At 61.4% G+C, this 14,326-nt stretch carries 23 protein-coding genes; 21 read left to right on the top strand and 2 right to left on the bottom strand.

The features are described from left to right. Positions 1-24 precede the first annotated feature (24 nt). From stbB to G3N98_RS19740, 21 genes are all read left to right on the top strand, one after another. The gene (stbB, locus tag G3N98_RS19840; RefSeq protein WP_206148983.1) at positions 25-732 is read left to right on the top strand and encodes a StbB family protein; all 708 of its coding nucleotides are present in this window, start codon (positions 25-27) and stop codon (positions 730-732) included. Between the two features lie 7 nt (positions 733-739). Then, positions 740-1,183, top strand: coding sequence for a hypothetical protein (locus G3N98_RS19835; protein ID WP_206148982.1), 444 nt, complete (start codon positions 740-742; stop codon positions 1,181-1,183). Positions 1,184-1,196: 13 nt separating this feature from the next. Beyond that, positions 1,197-1,622 (top strand): single-stranded DNA-binding protein, encoded by a 426-nt coding sequence (gene ssb / locus G3N98_RS19830; protein ID WP_206148981.1) that lies wholly within the window; start codon positions 1,197-1,199, stop codon positions 1,620-1,622. A gap of 43 nt (positions 1,623-1,665) precedes the next feature. Next, a complete protein-coding gene (locus G3N98_RS39850) occupies positions 1,666-2,235 on the top strand; it encodes a hypothetical protein (protein WP_241025996.1) in 570 nt (189 codons plus the stop codon). Positions 2,236-2,301: 66 nt separating this feature from the next. Continuing rightward, a complete protein-coding gene (locus G3N98_RS19820) occupies positions 2,302-2,883 on the top strand; it encodes a phospholipase D family protein (RefSeq protein ID WP_206148980.1) in 582 nt (193 codons plus the stop codon). Positions 2,884-2,901: 18 nt separating this feature from the next. Next, positions 2,902-3,195 carry an H-NS histone family protein gene (locus G3N98_RS19815; RefSeq protein ID WP_277396906.1) on the top strand — a complete coding sequence of 98 codons (294 nt, stop codon included), beginning with the start codon at positions 2,902-2,904 and terminating at the stop codon, positions 3,193-3,195. 12 nt (positions 3,196-3,207) lie between these two features. Next, a complete protein-coding gene (locus G3N98_RS19810; RefSeq protein ID WP_206148978.1) occupies positions 3,208-4,107 on the top strand; it encodes a hypothetical protein in 900 nt (299 codons plus the stop codon). A gap of 117 nt (positions 4,108-4,224) precedes the next feature. Further along, on the top strand, positions 4,225-7,179 hold the full coding sequence (locus G3N98_RS19805) for a YadA-like family protein (protein ID WP_206148977.1): 2,955 nt from the start codon (positions 4,225-4,227) through the stop codon (positions 7,177-7,179). 176 nt (positions 7,180-7,355) lie between these two features. Further along, entirely contained in the window at positions 7,356-7,592 is a 237-nt protein-coding gene (locus G3N98_RS19800) for a type II toxin-antitoxin system Phd/YefM family antitoxin (protein WP_206148976.1), read from the top strand. Beyond that, positions 7,592-7,969 carry a type II toxin-antitoxin system VapC family toxin gene (locus G3N98_RS19795; protein WP_206148975.1) on the top strand — a complete coding sequence of 126 codons (378 nt, stop codon included), beginning with the start codon at positions 7,592-7,594 and terminating at the stop codon, positions 7,967-7,969. Before G3N98_RS19800 ends, G3N98_RS19795 begins: the two co-directional genes overlap by 1 nt. 128 nt (positions 7,970-8,097) lie before the next feature. Continuing rightward, complete coding sequence (locus G3N98_RS19790; RefSeq protein WP_206148974.1) at positions 8,098-8,313, top strand: hypothetical protein; 216 nt, start codon at positions 8,098-8,100, stop codon at positions 8,311-8,313. Next, a complete protein-coding gene (locus G3N98_RS19785; protein ID WP_206148973.1) occupies positions 8,310-8,567 on the top strand; it encodes a hypothetical protein in 258 nt (85 codons plus the stop codon). The genes G3N98_RS19790 and G3N98_RS19785 overlap by 4 nt, the downstream gene beginning before the upstream one ends. Positions 8,568-8,583: 16 nt before the next feature. Next, positions 8,584-9,054 carry a hypothetical protein gene (locus G3N98_RS19780; RefSeq protein WP_206148972.1) on the top strand — a complete coding sequence of 157 codons (471 nt, stop codon included), beginning with the start codon at positions 8,584-8,586 and terminating at the stop codon, positions 9,052-9,054. Positions 9,055-9,079: 25 nt separating this feature from the next. Further along, positions 9,080-9,535 carry a membrane lipoprotein lipid attachment site-containing protein gene (locus tag G3N98_RS19775; RefSeq protein WP_206148971.1) on the top strand — a complete coding sequence of 152 codons (456 nt, stop codon included), beginning with the start codon at positions 9,080-9,082 and terminating at the stop codon, positions 9,533-9,535. 353 nt (positions 9,536-9,888) lie between these two features. Continuing rightward, positions 9,889-10,314, top strand: a complete 426-nt coding sequence (locus G3N98_RS19770) for a hypothetical protein (RefSeq protein WP_206148970.1) — start codon at positions 9,889-9,891, stop codon at positions 10,312-10,314. A 22-nt stretch (positions 10,315-10,336) separates the two neighbouring features. Further along, the gene (locus G3N98_RS19765) at positions 10,337-10,543 is read left to right on the top strand and encodes a hypothetical protein (protein WP_206148969.1); all 207 of its coding nucleotides are present in this window, start codon (positions 10,337-10,339) and stop codon (positions 10,541-10,543) included. Positions 10,544-10,599: 56 nt separating this feature from the next. Continuing rightward, positions 10,600-10,779, top strand: a complete 180-nt coding sequence (locus G3N98_RS19760) for a hypothetical protein (RefSeq protein WP_206148968.1) — start codon at positions 10,600-10,602, stop codon at positions 10,777-10,779. A 10-nt stretch (positions 10,780-10,789) separates the two neighbouring features. Further along, positions 10,790-11,086, top strand: a complete 297-nt coding sequence (locus G3N98_RS19755; RefSeq protein ID WP_206148967.1) for a hypothetical protein — start codon at positions 10,790-10,792, stop codon at positions 11,084-11,086. Then, complete coding sequence (locus G3N98_RS19750) at positions 11,083-11,466, top strand: hypothetical protein (RefSeq protein ID WP_206148966.1); 384 nt, start codon at positions 11,083-11,085, stop codon at positions 11,464-11,466. The genes G3N98_RS19755 and G3N98_RS19750 overlap by 4 nt, the downstream gene beginning before the upstream one ends. Next, on the top strand, positions 11,466-11,843 hold the full coding sequence (locus tag G3N98_RS19745) for a hypothetical protein (protein ID WP_206148965.1): 378 nt from the start codon (positions 11,466-11,468) through the stop codon (positions 11,841-11,843). Before G3N98_RS19750 ends, G3N98_RS19745 begins: the two co-directional genes overlap by 1 nt. Before the next feature lie 43 nt (positions 11,844-11,886). Then, complete coding sequence (locus tag G3N98_RS19740; protein ID WP_206148964.1) at positions 11,887-12,180, top strand: hypothetical protein; 294 nt, start codon at positions 11,887-11,889, stop codon at positions 12,178-12,180. 43 nt (positions 12,181-12,223) lie between these two features. Here the strand turns inward: G3N98_RS19740 and G3N98_RS19735 are convergent, their stop codons facing one another. Continuing rightward, positions 12,224-12,676 carry a hypothetical protein gene (locus tag G3N98_RS19735; protein ID WP_206148963.1) on the bottom strand — a complete coding sequence of 151 codons (453 nt, stop codon included), beginning with the start codon at positions 12,674-12,676 and terminating at the stop codon, positions 12,224-12,226. Between the two features lie 52 nt (positions 12,677-12,728). Further along, the coding region (locus G3N98_RS19730) for an LPD7 domain-containing protein (RefSeq protein WP_346779093.1) at positions 12,729-14,326 on the bottom strand (1,598 nt) is incomplete at its 5' end.

Raw genomic sequence — 14,326 nt, 5'->3', positions numbered from 1 at the left:
CAATACCTCTAAGGAATTCAACACATGAGCCACAAAAAAGCCGTCGTCATCAACTTCTCGGGCAACGTAGGCAAGTCGACCGTCGCGATTCATCTGCTTGCACCGCGCCTCGATAACGCGCCGATTATCTCGGTCGAGTCGATCAACGCGGGCGGTGCCGGAGCGGCAACGGTTCGCGGCGAACAGTTTGGCGAGATTCAGGAAAACATGATGATGCTCGATAGCGCCGTCGTCGATATTGGCGCGTCGAACGTCGAGGATTTCGTCGAGCTGATGAAAAGCTATGTCGGCTCGCACGAAGAATTCGACTATTTCATCGTGCCGACCGTGCCTGACCAGAAGCAGGGGAACGACACGATTTCGACGATCGCGGCACTCTCCGAAGACATCGGCATCGAGAAAGAGCGGATCCGCGTTGTGTTCAATCGTGTGGATCCGAGATATTCGGTCGAGGAACAGTTCAAATCGCTGTTCGCGTACTACGCGGATCGCCGGACGTTCACGCTTCGGCGTGAGGCCGTGATGCACGTCAACGAAATCTATTCGCTGGCCGCCGACGCTCACCAGTCGATCGACGAGATCCTGTCGGATCCGACCGACTATCGCGCGCTCATTCGAGAAGCACACACGCAAGAAGACAAGGCACGGCTCGCGCGCATGGTGTCGATCAAGCGACTCGCTGTCGGCGTAAAGGCCGAGCTGGACAGCGTGTTCAAGGCACTCACGAAGTGAGCAATCCATGACAGCTACGACGGCACGTGACGCGCTGTTGGCCGAAGTCCTGAGCGAGTTGATTCAGTTGCACGACGTGGTAACGGCGATGTCGGCCGCTATCCCGTTGGCTCGCAAGGAGATCGAGAACGGCGGCGATCTGGCGGTGCTCCGGTTCAAGGAAGAGGCCGAAAGGGTTTTTCGCGGCCTCGATACCCGAACGACGCAGTTCCGGGAGGCGGTCAAGGAGGTTGGCGCGATGAAGGAGGCGCTGATCGCGGCCGTCGCCACTCAGGCCGCCGACGACGCGCGCACGCGGCTTCTCGAGGCCGTGCGCGAAGTGGCAGCCGAGCCGCGCACCCGCGCGCCTGGTCGCTGGCTCGAGCTGGTTGTGTGCTCGGCGGCCGGCACGTTGTTCGGAGGCGCTTTTGTGCTGTTGGCGCTGAACTGGCTTCACCTTCTCCCACACTGAAGAGGACACGATCATGGCATCTGTAAACAGAGTAACCCTCGTCGGCAATCTCGGCGCTGACCCGGAAACGCGCTATTTGCCGAGCGGCGATCCGGTAACGAACATTCGTCTCGCGACGACCGAGCGCTACAAGGACAAGGCGAGTGGCGATTGGAAAGAGGCGACTGAATGGCATCGCGTCGCGTTTTTCAACCGGCTCGCAGAGATTGCGGCCGAAGGCCTCTCCAAAGGGGCGACGGTCTACATCGAGGGGCGAATCAAGACGCGCAAATGGCAGGGGCAGGACGGGCAGGACCGCTATTCGACAGAGATCGTGGCCGACCAAATGCAAATGATCGTGCGCGGTCAGGGCAAGTCCGGCGATGGTCAGCAGCATTCCCAATCCACCAAAAACGCAGCAGAAACCGGAGGTTTCGATGAAGACGACCACCCGTTCTAACCTGATTTTCAAGGCGCTTCGGTGCGCGTTGGTGGCGGGCGGAATGCTCGCCGGCGCTGGCCACGCGAACGCCAGCGATTACGGCTGTACGGTGCTCCTGTGCCTCGCGAACCCGTCGTCGAACGGTGGCCCGATGGGCGTCGCTGAGTGCGTCGCGCCGATCACGAAGCTGTTCGACGATCTGGCGCACTTCCGGCCGTTCCCGACGTGCGATATGGCGGACGGCAACGACGGTTCGAGCTACGCAAAGCAGGTGACGGCCCCCTACGATCCGTGTCCGTCGCCGTTGAAGGCGGCACCTGCAGGAACGTGGGTAGTCGAGGGGAAAAAGGCCAGCTCGCGGCCGACGTGGTTTGTCCCTACGGAGAGGGATTACACGCTCGCTGGCGCGCCGCAGATTACCGAGCAGCAATCTCTTCCGGGTATGAATTTCACGACCGGGCCGCAAGCTTGCATCGGCAATAAGATCGGCTACTACGTCGCCGGCAGTCAGATGAACGGGGACGAACATAGCGTCAACGTGTACGACCGGGTGATCTGGCAGAAGTACCAAAGCCCGCGCGCGATCGATGTGTACATCGACAACCAGTTTAACCAACGCGTTCACTGGTAACTGAATGCTTGCGGTTGCCGCCGTCTAGTGACCGCAAGCGATATTTTCGAGCCTCAAAAAATAGACATGAACGAACGTAAATGGTGGGTCCGTGGTGGGCTGGCTTCGGTGGTCGCGGCAGTCTCGGTCGCGGCGACATACGCGCCTACGTTGCTCGCTGGCGCACGCGCGGCGCCTGTGGGGGAGGCTGTTGTACAGGCGGGATTTTCGCCGGAAGGCAGCGCACAGGCATTGGTGCTTGATGTCATCAACCGGGCCGACGTGAGCGTTCGCATGATGGCCTACACCTTTACCGCCCCCGACATTGCCCGTGCGCTCGTTCGCGCCAAGCGTCGGGGTGTTGATGTGCGCGTTGTTGTCGACGCGAGCGAAAGCCACTCGAGGGCGGCAGTCGCCGCGATGAATATTCTGGTGAATGCCGGCGTGCCGGTGCGCGTAAACGGCCAGTACAAAATCCAGCACGACAAGGTTCTGATCGTCGACGGAAAACACGTCGAGACGGGCTCATTTAACTACAGTGCCGCTGCAGAGCGATCGAATAGCGAAAACGCGATCGTGCTCTGGAACCATCCGGAGTTAGCGAAGCAGTACAGTGAGCATTGGGAAAGCCGTTGGAGCAGCGCGCAGGCCTTCAACTCCACCTACTGAACGCAAGGAGCTTTTGTTATGCAAGGAAGTGTTGAATCGTATTTCCAACTGAAGACCGAGTTGAGCGACCTGCAGCAGCGCGTCGAGAAGGCGCGCGAGGCCGTGAAGCGAGACGCGATCGCTCGTATTCGACAGGAAATGTCCGAGTTCGGTATCACGCCGGCGGATCTCGGTGGTCGACGCGGTCGCACGTTGCCGAAGCCGCCGGCAAAGTATCGAGATCCGGTGAGCGGAGCGACGTGGACGGGCCGCGGTCGTGAGCCCGCGTGGATCCGTGGCAGGGATCCGCGTGACTTCGAAATCAACGCTTGATAGGGCGGGTGTATGAGTCAGCACATCAAACGCTATCTGACGCACGACGAGGCGCTGCAGATGCTGGATTTCCAGCGTGACCAAGCGGCAAAGTTCAGTGAGCTGGTGTCGTCGCGGGGCGGTTCGATCTCTCACGACGAAGCGCTGGAAATGTTGCATGAGCGCTTCGAGAATGGCGCGGACCTCTACCGGTTTCTTCTTTCTCAGCGCCTCATGCACGTGACCGGTGGTGTGGTGCAGCACGGGCCGCTGGCTGGCTTCAACATCGGCACGCGCGCAACGTGGCGCGCGAGCGACAACGGGGCGAAGCTGTTGGGCTTCTACGAGAAGGAAGTGTGCGATCTGCTGGCCGAGCTGGCCGTCGATCGCGAAACACTGGTCGACCTCGGCGGGGCAGACGGCTTCTATGCGGTCGGCATGGTCAAGACGGGCGTGTATCAGCAATGCCACTGCTTCGAAATCGAGGATGCCAGTCGCCAGAACATCGCCGCGATCGCGGCAGCGAACGGCGTACAGGAGCGAGTTCATTTGTACGGCGCGGCGACGCCGACATTCGCACGTGAGTTGTCGGATCGTGGCGTCGACCTGGCGCGCTCCACCGTACTAATCGACATCGAGAGCGCGGAGTTTGATGTGTTGACGCTTGAATGCCTGCAGGATCTTCGACATGCGCATGTGATCGTGGAAATCCACGACTTCATGCGTCCACACGACGGGAAGCAACGGTACGCGGAACTGCTCGAGCGGGCTGCATCGGTCTTCGACGTGCGGGCGTTCACGACCGGCCCACGTGACACGTCGCAAGCCACGTTGCTCAGTCAAGGTTGGACAGACACCGACCGGTGGCTCGTCTGCTCCGAAAGCCGCGCAACGCTCATGACATGGTTGCACTTCGCGCCGAAGGAGGACTAACCAGCGAGCAACTTTCCTGCAGCACAAAAAGAATCGCCGCAATCCGATGACCTTGGCGGGGAGACGGATAGCGGCGCGAATTCACAAACCACCGTTGTTATTCTGGGGTAATTGTAAATGAATCAATCCAGCCGTCTTTCTCCGGCCGGTAGCCTGCGCGCGCGTCAAACGCTCGTCTCGGCTGCTGTTGCGTCGACCTTCCTCCTCCTTTCCTTCCACGCGAACGCCCAATACGTCGCGGTCAATTCCACCGGGGCGGCTGCTCAGGCAACCGGAACCGACAGCGTAGCCGTCGGTTCGGCCGCAACGGCCGCCGGCAGTGACAGCACTGCGATCGGCACGAAAGCGCGCGTCGTTCCTGCCGCCGACACAGGGTCGATGGCGCTCGGCTACGGGGCGACGATCGCTCCTGGTGGTGCGGCTACTTCCTCCGGAAACCTCGCTATTGGCATGAATGCCACAGTTGGCGGAACTGTTGGCGGAGGCGACATTTCAAACGCGATCGCAATCGGTACGGGGGCATTGTCCGAGCGCTCGGGCGGGATCTCGATCGGAGCATCGAGCCACAACGCGAGTGCCGCAATTGCCATCGGCAACGGAGCAAATACCGGGATCGACGGGCAGATTGCGATTGGCACCAACGCTCTTGCCGATCCGTCGTCGTTCGGGACAAACGGGGGCGTGGCAATCGGGCAGGACTCGTATACGAGTGGCGTCGGTGCAGCCTTGGGCGTCGGCGCACATGCCTCCGGCAATTCGGTAGCCGCTGGCGCTAACTCGTTTGCTGGATGGCGCGATACCGTCATCGGCGTGCAAGCTACCGCGACAGGGAACGAATCCGTCGCCATCGGCTACCAGAGCAACGATGGCGGCCGAGATCAGGTGGTGAGCGTTGGCACAAGCGGGCTGACGCGCGCCGTTACGAATGTGACTGCTGGCACGACGACGACAGACGCGGCAAACGTCGGGCAGTTGCCCGGCACGATCAGCGGTAACGTCGTGACGATGGGTAACGCGTTGACGCCGGGGGCCAGCGCTGGCCCGGCAACGGTCACGAATGTGGCGGCTGGCGCGCTGTCGGGAGGGAGCACGGACGCGGTGAACGGCTCTCAGCTCAACACGACCAATCTGGCCGTGACGGTCAACAAGCAGATCCTCGATAACCTGTCGGGGCGCGTCGTGAACGGCACGATCGGTCTGGTGCAGCAGACCGGCGGCGCACCGGGTTCGGGAGCGATCACGGTCGGCGCACAAACCGGCGGCTCGGCCGTCGACTTCACCGGGACGGACGGCGCACGCGCGCTCTCAGGCGTCGCGGCCGGTACGGCGACGACGGATGCGGTCAACGTCGGCCAGCTCAACGCGGTTGCCAGCGTCGCGGCTAATTCTGTCCAGTACGACAACGCGGGCCACACGTCGGTGACGCTCGGCGGTGCAGGGGCTACAGCGCCCGTCGCGCTCACGAACGTCGCGGCCGGCGCGCTGTCGGCATCGAGCACCGATGCCGTCAACGGCGGCCAGTTGTTCACGACGAATGAGGCCGTTGCGAGCACGACGGCGGCAGTCACGAACCTGTCGAACGGCATCAGCGCCGGCACGGTCGGGCTGGTGCAGCAGCAGGGTGGCGCACCGGGCAGCGGCACGATCACGGTCGGCGCGACGACGGGCGGCTCGGCCGTCGACGTGACCGGCACCGCCGGCGCACGCCAGGTCAAGGGTGTGGCCGCCGGCGTCGACACGACCGACGCGGTGAACGTCGGCCAGCTCAACGCGGTGGGTGCGGTCGCCGGCAACTCGGTGCAATACGACGACGCCATGCGCACGCGCGTGACGCTCGGCGGCACGGCCGCCGGCGCACCGGTCGCACTGTCGAATGTCGCGGCCGGCGCGGTGGCCGCCTCGAGTACCGACGCGGTGAACGGCTCGCAGCTCTACACGACCAATCAGGCCGTCGCCGGCAACACGACGGCGATCAGCACCCTGTCGACCGGGATCTCGACCGGCACGGTCGGGCTGGTGCAACAGCAGGGCGGCGCACCGGGCAACGGCACGATCACGGTCGGCGCGACGACCGGCGGCTCGGCCGTCGACGTGACCGGCACCGCCGGCGCGCGCCAGCTCAAGGGTGTGGCCGCCGGCGTCGATACGACCGATGCGGTCAACGTCGGCCAGCTCACTGCAGCCGTGTCGAACGTGGCCGACAACGCGGTGATGTACGACAACGCGGCCCGGTCGATTGTGACGCTCGGCGGTGTGGGTGCGACCGTTCCGGTCGTGCTGCGGAATGTTGCGCCGGCGACGCTTTCGGCCTCGAGCACGGATGCGGTGAACGGTTCGCAGCTCTATGCGACGAATCTTGCCGTTACCGCCAACACGAACGCGATCAACGCGCTCACCAACAACCTGAGCGACGTGAAAGACGGGCTTGTTCATGCGCAGCAGCCGGTTGTACAGCCGACCTCAGTGCCTGATTACCTGAAATACTTTGCGGCCTCGTCTAGCGGCGCTGCAGCCAGCGCAAGCGGCACCGAGTCGGTCGCTGCTGGCGGCAACTCGAGCGCGAGCGGCCCGAACAGCGTTGCGGTCGGATCCGGGGCGCAAGCGAGCGGCAGCGGGGCAGTGGCGATCGGCGCGAACTCGTCGGCGCTCGGCAATGGTTCGGTCGCGGTAGGTCAGGGTTCGGTCGCCTCGAGCGACAACACCGTTTCGTTCGGCAACAGCGCGACTGGCGTAACCCGAACGCTCGCCAATGTGTCGGCCGGCGTAGCACCCACGGATGCAGTCAACGTCAAGCAGCTCAACGACTCCATGAGCGGCTTGCGGTCGCAGATCGAGCATGACCGTGCAGACGCCAATGGCGGCACCGCGTCGGCAGTGGCAATCGCGTCGCTGCCGCAGGCGCCTGCGCCTGGCAAGAGCGTTGTGTCGGTAGGCGGTGGCACGTATGCCGGCCAATCCGCGCTCGCAGTCGGGCTGTCCACCTATGCCGGCCGCTGGATCCTCAAAGCGTCCGGCTCGACGAACACGCGCGGGACTGTCGCGGCTGGTGTCGGCGCTGGTTTCGTCTGGTGAGGGGCTGAGTTGAGTAATTGAGTAGCCCCCCCCGTGTGGATCCGTTTCCCGCCTCGGTAATGGGGAAGCATTGGGGCGCTTTGCCGGTCACGATCGTGGCCGGCTTTTTTATTGACGGTCGGACTAAGGTGGACTAACATCATACTTAGTCCAAGTTAGTCCACATGGAGCATGTCATGCACACAGTCAATATCCACGACGCGAAAACCAACTTCTCACGGCTCGTCGACGCTGCAGCCGCCGGCGAAGAGATTGTGATTGCCAAGGCTGGCAAACCTGCAGCTCGCCTTGTTCCCATCGAGCCGGTAAAGCGGCAACGGCGCTTCGGCGGCCTGAAGGGCAAGGGGCGGGTCGCTGATGACTTCGACGCGCCGCTGCCTGACGATGTGCTGGCTTCGTTCGAGGGTCGGTGATGCGCCTACTGCTGGATACGCACGTGTTCTTGTGGTCTGTCTTCGACGACAGGAAGCTATCCAAGAGCGCTCGCAAGCTCATCATGGATGCGGACGAGGTCTTTGTCAGTGCCGCGACCATTTGGGAAGCGTCGATCAAGGCCGGCCTCGGGAAGCTCGATGTCGACGTGAACGAGCTCGTCGCAGAGATCTCGGCCGCCGGCTTCGTAGAGCTACCCGTGCGTGTCGCACACGCTGCAATGGTGCGCGGGCTTCCCGACATTCATCGTGACCCGTTCGACAGGTTGCTCGTCGCACAGGCTATGACCGAGCCGTTGCGGCTCGTAACCGCAGACGGGCATCTGGCCAAGTACACGGATCTCGTCATCGAGGTCTAATCAACGCATTAAAGCGGGGCTGATTTTGAGCACATGATCGGCCTCGCTCGCCTTGAAATATCGGAATTCCGATTGACATCAGCAACATGGTCCAATACCGTGCTCCTAAAAAGTGAGGGCAACCAGTGATGCGATTTCTGAAATCCCTTGATCGACTTCTCGGCGTCGGCGTTGTCGCGCGGATCTTAATCACCATTCTGGCCGCCCTCACGTGGCGCATGGTTGCTCCGGACGCATATTTCTTGTTCGGCCGGTGGATCATGGCCGCGGTCGTGGTGCTCGAAATTGTGTACGACGCCTACCTGTCTTTCCAGATGCGTCGGCATGGAGGTAACGCCCAATGAAGACTAAATTCCCGGTCGCTCTTCTAATCGCCCTGACTTCTGCTGCAATTTCAGCTTCAGCGGCAGTCACTGCAGCGGTTACAGCAGTGATGATTCACCCCGGCGTCCCGATGACGACGCGCACGTGGAACACCGGACCTTCGATACCAGTAGTCGACAGCGCGGCTATCGAAAAGAGCCTCGACGAGCTGAAACAGCGTCTCGCGATGATGGAGCGTGAGCGAGCGGATCTCGAAAAACTGAAGTCGAAATAATAGTAAGGAATCGACAATGGAAATTCGAGACTCCCTCCAACGATATCTTGATCAGCAAAACAAACAGAATCACGCTTGGGCGTACTTCTTCGGCGCGCTCGTCTTGTCTGGTGCCGTATTCATTTGGTCGATGCTGCCTCTTTTTGGTCTCGCTCAACCGTCAGCGCTAGGCGTGCTTGGATGTCTTCTCAGCATTGTTAGCGGCGCACTGACAATCGGGTGTCTCCGTCCACTGTCCAGCGTTTACGACATCGACGAGGCGAGTGCTGTACCGGATGCAACCTTTCATTGGATTGCTGAAGATGACAAGGTCTCTACGCAGGCCAAGGCCGACATTGCAGACGCCCTATCACAGGTAGAGAGCGCAACGTTCAAGATGCTTCTCGACTACGACAACAAACTCGCAGATAGGGCGCGCGATCGGAACGTCAGAGACGGTGCAGGATATCGAGCGCTCATGGGATTCAAAGCTGGTAGCAAGAACTAATTAGTCAACGAAGAGGTGTTCAACAATGAAGCGAATTTTCCTGTTCCTGTTTGCGTGCGTCGTGTTGCTGGCCGGCTGCGAGAAGTCAACGCCGCCGGCGGTCGACAGCCTGGTCGGTGTGTACGGGGCCGATCTCCACAACGACGGAAAAATCACGCCGCTGCTGAAGGTAGAGAAGGGCGACACAACCGCCGGCTACGTGCTGTACGAGTACAGCAAGGGAGAGTGGCGTCGCCCGAAAAAGGCGTGGGTCGGTGACGCCGGAAATGCGCAGGACGTGCTTCCGTTCACGAAAGCCGATCTCGAAAAGCTGGTGAATCATCCGGTCGACGTCGATCCGGTCGGCATCCAGACGAAGGGGACGGCCCTGGTGCACGTGCCGGCCGGCTGGTCGGATAACGGGCGCAACAAGCCCTTCACGACGAAGACGGGTTACTTCGCGATGACCTTCCTCGGCCCGGTCGAGCTGCAGCGCATGTAACGCGGCGATGAAGTCCAGCACTGCTCTTCTTTTTACAGCCGCGGCCATTGGCCTACCAGCGCTATTTATTCCCACGAGCACCCTTCCGACTGCAATACAGATTGGTTGGGCCGCCGGCTTCTTCATTTGCATCGTCGTGGGGGTAGCGGCGTTGGCATTCGAACTACACGAATAAGAGGGTAAGTAACCATGAGCGATCCAACAATCGAACGGCTTGCCGCAAACCCTGTCGGCGTCGATCAGATTGACCGCGCTCGAGAGATCTGCGGTCACTCCATCGAGCGGGCTGCGAAGCGTGTCGCTGAGTCAAGCGGCTACCGACGAAGATACGACGCCGAAGGAGTAACTAGACAATGAAGGTAACGAAAGCACTTTTTGCGCTCGCGATGCTCGTCGCGTCGATCGCTCAGGCGGCACCGGCTACCGAGCAGCCATCAGCGGCGCGCGCCAGCCAGCCGACAATCGCGCTCGATCGGTATGCACCCGTGCTGATCGATGGCCACAAGCAGACCATCTACGGCCCCGATCGGTGCGACGATGATTTGCCCGGATGCACGATCCTGACCGGAAAGCAGTCCGTCGACGTACGCCTGAGTAGTGGTGTGGTCGAGCGGTGGAAAGTGACATGGAGCACGGACGGTCAACGAGTTAGCCTCACCCGGCCGAACGGTGAAATCGTCAGCGAGGACGGAAGCCGTCCGCCGGCATACTGGCAAGTCATGCGACACATGCGATCGTTCGGCGGCGGCAGTCCGGGCCTCTTGGGACTGGTCGACTGAACAAGCGCCATTGAGAAAAGTAATGACCATCCGAGTAATTGAAATTCCATTCTTCCAGCTCGATGCAAACAACCCGCCAGCACAAATCGATGCGGCGATCACGGCGCTAAATTCTGCGATCGAGCGCGACGACCTGGACGTTCTGTCGGTCGAGACCGTTACCGTTCCTCGGTTCTTGTGGCTTGGGACCAAGGCCGTTGGCATCCGCGCGTGGTGCCGGTCACGATAGTATTGAGCTATTGCGAATTTGATAAATTAGTTTATGTCAAATAATAGGGGCACATTGTGAGCCATACTCTGAAATGGGGGATCTCGTTAGCCCTCTCGGGTGCGATCTTTCTGCTGCTCAAGCTGTTCGCGAACGTACCTAGCTCGATCCTTCCGGACGGTGGCGAGATGTGGTACGGCGCGATCATGCTGATTGGTTTGGTAGCCGTTGCCGCATCGCTGACGTACGAGCATTAGGATGCCGACCATGAAAATCGCAAACCATCATATGCCGAGCGATAACAGTACCGGGCCCGGTGCACCACTCTGGTTTGTGTTCGTCTTCTTCCTCCTTCTCACTGCGTTCGCGTGGTTCGGACGAGCGATGACGAGCTGCGACGACGTTGAATTTTGCGCAGCCGGCCTCCTTCATGCGGCCTATTCGGCGGCTGCGTATGTGACGACCCCTGCCTTGGCCGTTGTGCTGATCCGAATCGCATTTCTCAGCGGCGGCATTTCCTTCAAAAGCCGCAACAAGTCCACCAGTACGAGGGTTTCAAAGTGAACGAAAAGAACGAAGAAAAGCTGCTCGACACGCTGCAGCTCATCGCCACGTCGCTCGAGGAAATCGCCCTGCAGCGCGCGATCGACATGCACTATTCGGTGCAAGATCGCACCAGCCTGCTCACCGAATACCGTGCTCTACTGGACGCCGACAGTGCAGCGTATGACGAATTGCAACGCGTGAGAAACGAAGACCCTGACGGGCCTATAGGATGGGAAGCACGCGTTGAGAAATACGGCGAAGAGGAAGCACGGGAGCGACACGCTCCGTTCATGTCGGCATTCAACGCGAAGCGCGCGGCGAGCGAGCAGGAAATCGAGTTCAAGCGTAAGCATCCGTTGATTGCGAAGCTGCACCGCTTCTACCCTTCAGTCGCGTAATGACCAATCTCCTCATCAAGCAGCGCCGCAGGATGATGGTCGCGGCCGGCATCGTCTCGCTGGCCGCGCTTTGGGCGCTTTGGGCCGCGTCGACGTGGTTCGGCCGCAAGGCCGGTCATGACGCAGGCGAGCGTGCGATCGCGCGCATTCAGTTGGTCTGGCCGTCGATTCTGACCATGCCGGCTCAGGATCGAGCGCTGATCGCAGGCCTCGGTATGACCTGCCGCGTACAGGATCGCCCGCCCGTTGCGAGCGCGGTCATTTCGTGCCTGCAGGACGCGGCCGCAGATCCCGACGCGATGTTGCCTAAAGGGATGAGCCGTGGTGCAGCACAGGCGCGCTTAAACGCCCTTCTACCCCGCTCCGTCAAGACATAGACACCGCCGCACACCGGGCAGTAAGCGAATGAGAACACTTCCGTTGAAGACCGCAATCGCTGTATCCGACTCCGAAGCATCGATGCTTTCCCTGCTGCCCCGAAAGCACACTTTGAACTACGAGAAGGTGACTGAAATAGTCGAATGTGAGATCCGCCGGCACGTCATTGCTGCCTACGCGAGCGAGCTGGATAGAAAAGCGGAAGCGATCAGTGCAGCACGTGGCATGTTGAGCGTTTGGCGTAGCCTGTCCCTTGCGCTCGCTGTGACGACCGATGAGGAAATGCGATCGCGGTTCAACGCCGATGAGAATCGGTTGAGCATGCTGATCCCGTAAACAGAAAATGTGCTGGTGCGGCCTAGCGGCCGGCGGTCGCGGCTTATTCGCCAATCTCGCCCGTGCGCTGGCGCTCGTTGCGCAGCAAAGTGCGAAGCATGTAAAGAGCCACAAGCTTGTCGCCATACTCGGCGCGAATCGTGGCCGTTAGACTCTCTATTTCGGTCATCATGCGACGCACGCGGACGATCTCGAGAATCGCACGACGAACGTCAGGATCGCGCTCACGCCGGTACAACGCGACTAGCTCACTGTGGGCCGGTGATTCGAAATCCGGTAACGGCTTGGGCCCGCGTGGCTTCACCTTCAGCGCTTCACGCCACGCAGGCGGCCCAACCCGCTCCCGCCGCGTGTGCTTGAGCTTTCGCCCGAAATCGTGCTCGAGCAGCGTGTAACAGTGCCCTGCCTCGGCTGGCGTCAGCCAAAACGGGTATAACTTCACCTGCCCGTCGTCGAGGTCGGTGTACTCGTACCGATACTCCCAAACCGTCCCCATTTTTAGCAACCAAAGCTGTATGGATATACAGTATATCCATACAGCACCGGTGCTAGAGGTCAATGTCTGGATCGCCGTTATCGCGCTCGGGAGCATCGCTCGCCGGCCGAGTCCGATCGGCACCGGGTGCCGGCGGATCGGAACGCACGCTACCCATGCGCTCCTGAGCCTGTCGACGAGCAACCGCGTCAATCTCGCGCTGCAGGTCACGCTGCGCCGTTCGCTCGGCCTCGATCTCGCGCCGGCGTTCGTTCATCGCAGCGTCAAGCATCGGATCCTCGAATCGCACCATAAGCCCGAATTCGGCGGCAACGCGGGCCGCCTCGAGCTGGAATTCCTCCGGGCCACTGAGCGCGAGCGTGTCTCCAAATTTCTGCTGCGCGAGTCGCAACGCGGTTTCGATCGCATCACGATCGCTTTCCCATAGGCGAACCGACCTCCCCTCGTCGACCAACATCGACGCGCCGTTTCGCTTGTATGTCACGTCACCGTTCCGTCCGACCTCGTGCGTGATGGCGCTCGAGCGGTAAATGATCGCGTTCGCCTCGAGCTGGCGTGCGGCACGGATCCGCGCGCGCAGCGGATCTGCATCCTGCAGGTCGACCGGCCGCAGACGCTGCAGTTCGTCCAACGCGCGATCGTCGCCAGCCTGCGCGCGCTCAACGAGAAACGCCCGGTAGCGCTCGTCCAGCGGCACGCGCATCCGTTCCTTCAGATCGGCTCGCTCCGCCTCGATCGACGCTCGCAAAAGCTTCTCCTGCTCGATACGAGCCATCCGGGCAATCGAAATTGCGGCCCGCCTCTCCGCCGGCGTCATCGCCTCGTCAGCATTGATTCTGCTGCGCGAGGTCACGAATGTAGACCTGACGGCGCTACGGCGCTCCCGCTCGCTTCTGCCCTGCTCCACCCATTGCGCACGCTCCCGCGCGACCAGGTCATCGCGGTGGCCTTGGAATTCCCTCCACAACGACGGCGCAGGAACCTGACGCGCGGCATGGCGACCGGTGCCGCCCGTCTGTTCACGATATACCTCGCGCATCGTGCGCGCGGCTTCGCTCCACGGTAGGTTGAGTTCCTTCGTCAGAAAGTCGGATACGTTCAGGTTTCGATTACCGACGCGGATCCGGTCGCTGCCGTCCCGCCCCTTCGTGACCGGATATTTCGCCGGGATGACGCCATGCGTGTGAGCGAGCTTCGCGAGTAGTCGCGTCGCGTCGAGCGTGCGCTTGATCTCTTGAAACTCCGCACGTGGCGAGTCTCGGCGCGCTGCGCGCGCTTCGAAAACATCGCGAGCGAGCTGGTCGCGCACGGTGTCAGCCTCCCGTCCGGTTGCAGGGTTGGCCCCCGCATTGAACCGACGAGCCGACGTGTCCGCGAAGCGCAGTTCATCGACACTCGATAAAGCCAGCGCCCCGGCCGGCGAGTCATCGACACCACGAAATTGCAGCACGGGCGATCGGCCGTCCTTCAGGTCATACGCCGTCGTGGCGAATCGGCCGGCGCTGGCCGCCAACATTTTCTGCCGCTCGGCCGGATCCGCTTCGTGCCACAAGTCGTAAAGCCGCCCCGCCCGCTCGCTGACGCTGGATCCATCGCCGTGCTGACCTACTCCGCCGCCGCCTGCTGTTCCTCGGCCAGCGCCAGGCCGTC

It is taken from the genome of Burkholderia sp. Tr-20390, from assembly GCF_017104595.1.
In the GTDB taxonomy this organism is placed as follows: Bacteria; Pseudomonadota; Gammaproteobacteria; order Burkholderiales; family Burkholderiaceae; genus Burkholderia.
The sequence above is the reverse complement of the archived record's forward strand: the minus strand, read 5'-3'. Positions and strand labels throughout refer to the sequence as shown.